The following is a 3415-nucleotide window of genomic DNA, read 5'->3' on the forward strand; positions in this document are numbered from 1 at the left end:
CTTTCAGGGAAAAGATAAAACCTTTTCCATTGAACAAAATAATAACGCTAGACCATGCCATTGGTTTGCAAGATTTCGTTCCCCCCCCCCTTGCAAACACGCGATCACTTGAAATGCTGGCGGTAACACTGCATATTTTTACGGTACTTCACGTTAATAAAACTTTGAAAATTAATCATGCTACCTTTGGTTGAAGGCCTCTAATCTTTGGTTAAAAGTCTCTAATGTTTACGACTTTTTTTACCTATCAGTTTTTTACCTTTTTCGCCCCATCCTCTATCTTTGCAAATCTTTAGCTCTATACTACATATCAATCAAAACTTCCTGAATACTCAGGTGTACGAGACAATAAAAAATCTTGAAAGTACTTGTGTCAATTCATGCAGGCGCTACTTGATGTTGCAGTGCGGTCAATTTATAATGCAACCTATCTGTCCATTTAGTAAGGGGATCTGGTATAAGCTACAAAAGGCTAATTAAAAAAGCCTTGACTACGCTATAAATATACCCCGTGCATTTGATTTTCATTATCGTTTATTTTTGATTTTTCCCATAGCAATGCATAGTCTCCTTTTTTACTCAATAATTCAAGATGAGTTCCTTCTTCTTGAATACAGCCTTGTTTCATAACTAAAATTTTGTCTACATTTTGAATGCTACTTAATCGGTGAGCAATATATATTTGTGTACAAGGATAATTCAGGTTCTGCAGTCCTTGGCGAATACTTTCCTCAATACCTACATCTAGTGCAGAGGTTGCTTCGTCTAATAACAAAATAGGACTTTTTTTCAAAATAGCTCTGGCAAGTGCAAGACGTTGGCGCTGTCCTCCAGATAATCTTAGCCCGTGAGGTCCAACTGGAGTGTTGTACCCTTGAGGAAGAAGTTCCGCAAAAGAAGAAACTTGTGCTAGCTCTGCTGCATAACGAATAGATTCTATAGACGCGTCAGAACTTCCATAGACAATATTATCTTGAATCGTTGTGTCAAATAGAGTAATATCTTGGCTTACAAACCCTATGTTATCTCTAATCCATCGGGGAGAGTACATTAAAGCGTCTTTTCCAGAAAAAAGAATGCGCCCTTTATGGGGAAAATACAGCTGCAATAAAAGATAAAACATAGTTGTTTTTCCAGATCCGCTAGGTCCGACAATGGCATACTGTTTATTTGCTTTGAACGAACAATACACATCGCGCAGTATACGTTGTTCAGGAGTATACCCAAAAGTTACCCCTTCAAATACGATATCTTTTGAAAAAATTTCCGAATTTCCTATAAGAACAGACTCTTTTTTTAGTGAAATAGGGCGATCTAAAAGATTCAAAATACGTTCTCCACTTACGATACACGCTTGAAGACGTGTATGTACTTGAAGAATATTTTTGATAGGACGATACAAAAAAAACAGTGCTGTGATAAACGTCAAAAATGATCCAGGAGTTTGAATTCCCTGGATAACCCGATATCCACCGTAAATGACTATGCTTGCGATTATTGCTCCCCCCAAAATTTCCATAAAAGGATGAATGATTGCTTGGATTTTTGCAGCTTTTTTATATTCTTTTAAAATATTTTCTGTAAACTCTTTTAAACATTTTTTTTCGTACTCTTCTGTTCCATAAGCTTTTACCATGATAATTTGGTGAAAAATTTGTTGAAAAAATTGCTGCAACACAGCACTCTTGTTTTGAATCTGAAGAAATATATGTTTTGCACGCTGTCCACAAATGCGCAGTAACCCTGCCATAATAGGAACAATAAAAAGAGCGCTTAAAAATAATAAAACATCTTCTCGTAATAAGACTATAACTAAGCTTAAAACCATAAACACATCTCGACTAAGAGTGCTTAGGCTTTGAAGAAGAGTTTCTCTTACGATACCAATATCTTGAGAAAAAACATTGGCACACCGTGCTTCATGGTAATTTCTGAAAAAATCTAAATCAAAATGTATCATGTGAGCAAAAACGTCGTTTTGTAACTGGGTAGAAAGTATGTATCCCATAGCTGCCATACAGCGTTCTCCTATATATTCGGCCGCTCCCTTAACAAAAAAAATACTAAATACTCCAATACCGATCCAAATTAACAAATCTTGACGATGCCCTACAAAGATATCATCGAAAATAGGTTTTAAGTATTGGGCAAGTATCGCAGTAGAACCTGCAGTCAAGATCATACTTCCTATTCCTAAAACCCAATAGCGCTTTTGTGGAATAAGATATGTTTTTATAAGACGCCACAAGGTATCGTACCCTGAACCTAAATTCTTCAGTCTGCTCCAAAAATTATTCAACTTTTGCAAGACCCCATATACAATATAACGCAAACAGTATAAAGAATTTTTCAGCAAATGACAAAGGACGACTAAAAGTTTATTTCAAAAATCTCTTCGTCACTAAAAAAACAAATAAAGAAAAGCAAGAATATATACGAACTATCCCTACCTTTCTAAAAATACTTGTTAAAATGGAACCTCATCCTCTTCTACAGAAAGACAATCATGTTCTTCCATTGATCCAAAAGGGCCTGCCAAATCACGATCTTCTTCGTTTTTGTTGTCCAGCATCGTAACTGTACCTTGATAGCGGACCACTACTTCGACAGTTTTTTGTTCTCGTCCCTCTTTATCAATCCACTTTCTGGTACGTATTCCCCCTTCAACAAAAACTTTTTTTCCTTTTTTAAAATAACGCTCAATAATAGAAGCCAGCTTAGGATTAAAAACAACAACTCTGTGCCACTCGGTAACACTTTTTACTTCTCCGTTCTTGTCTTTCCAACGCTCTGAAGTAGCAACAGAAAAATTAGCTACTTTGCTTCCATCAGGCATCAAACGAATTTCGGGGTCTTGTCCTAAATTTCCTATCAATATAATTTTATTTACACTCATCTATTTATCCTTCCTCTTACTTTATAGCTTGGAAGATCGTATATGATTTTACAATAAAAGTAAACTACAACTCGTAAAGTCTTATGGAGGAAAAATTTTTAAAAATACTAGATAGTGTCGTCACGAGAAAATCAACCAAAGAAAAAGGTATCTAATTTGAACAAAAGCAAGAAATGAAGAAGTATTTTTGCGTATAGTGTTGCAAGTTCTCTTTAGCGTTTCAGGTGAAGAAATGTATTTTCTACAAGATGGCCATACTCCCCCTCACTTTTTTGAAGGGTCTTAAAAAGATCCGAAAGAGAGGCTATTTTATTAAAAATAAACAACAATGTTTAATGCAAATGAACCTTCTGTACTTAGTATGATCGATCAGCGAAAGGTTCAGCATCCTGCGCTGATCCACAAGATGAACGCTCCACCTTCAATAAAATCCAAGCTTGAACGCGTCAGGCGTTTTTTTTAAAGGACAAGTTGATTGATTCTGGACTCTTCTCAAAAGCCTTGATATCAAGCATTTGG

Annotated in this window: 2 protein-coding genes and 1 pseudogene; 1 reads left to right on the forward strand and 2 read right to left on the reverse strand. The window is 35.8% G+C overall.

Going from position 1 to position 3415, the window contains the following annotated elements:
- Positions 1 to 194, forward strand: a pseudogene (locus tag K737_RS03755) (hypothetical protein); the annotation flags it as partial.
- Between the two features lie 302 nt (positions 195 to 496).
- Here K737_RS03755 and K737_RS03760 read toward each other — a convergent pair.
- A complete protein-coding gene (locus K737_RS03760; RefSeq protein WP_152531077.1) occupies positions 497 to 2299 on the reverse strand; it encodes an ABC transporter ATP-binding protein in 1803 nt (600 codons plus the stop codon).
- 168 nt (positions 2300 to 2467) lie between these two features.
- Positions 2468 to 2896 carry a single-stranded DNA-binding protein gene (gene ssb, locus K737_RS03765; RefSeq protein ID WP_006299658.1) on the reverse strand — a complete coding sequence of 143 codons (429 nt, stop codon included), beginning with the start codon at positions 2894 to 2896 and terminating at the stop codon, positions 2468 to 2470.
- Between the last annotated feature and the right edge of the window lie 519 nt (positions 2897 to 3415).

Origin of the sequence: Holospora undulata HU1 (assembly GCF_000388175.3) — a bacterium.
GTDB lineage: Bacteria > Pseudomonadota > Alphaproteobacteria > Holosporales > Holosporaceae > Holospora > Holospora undulata_A.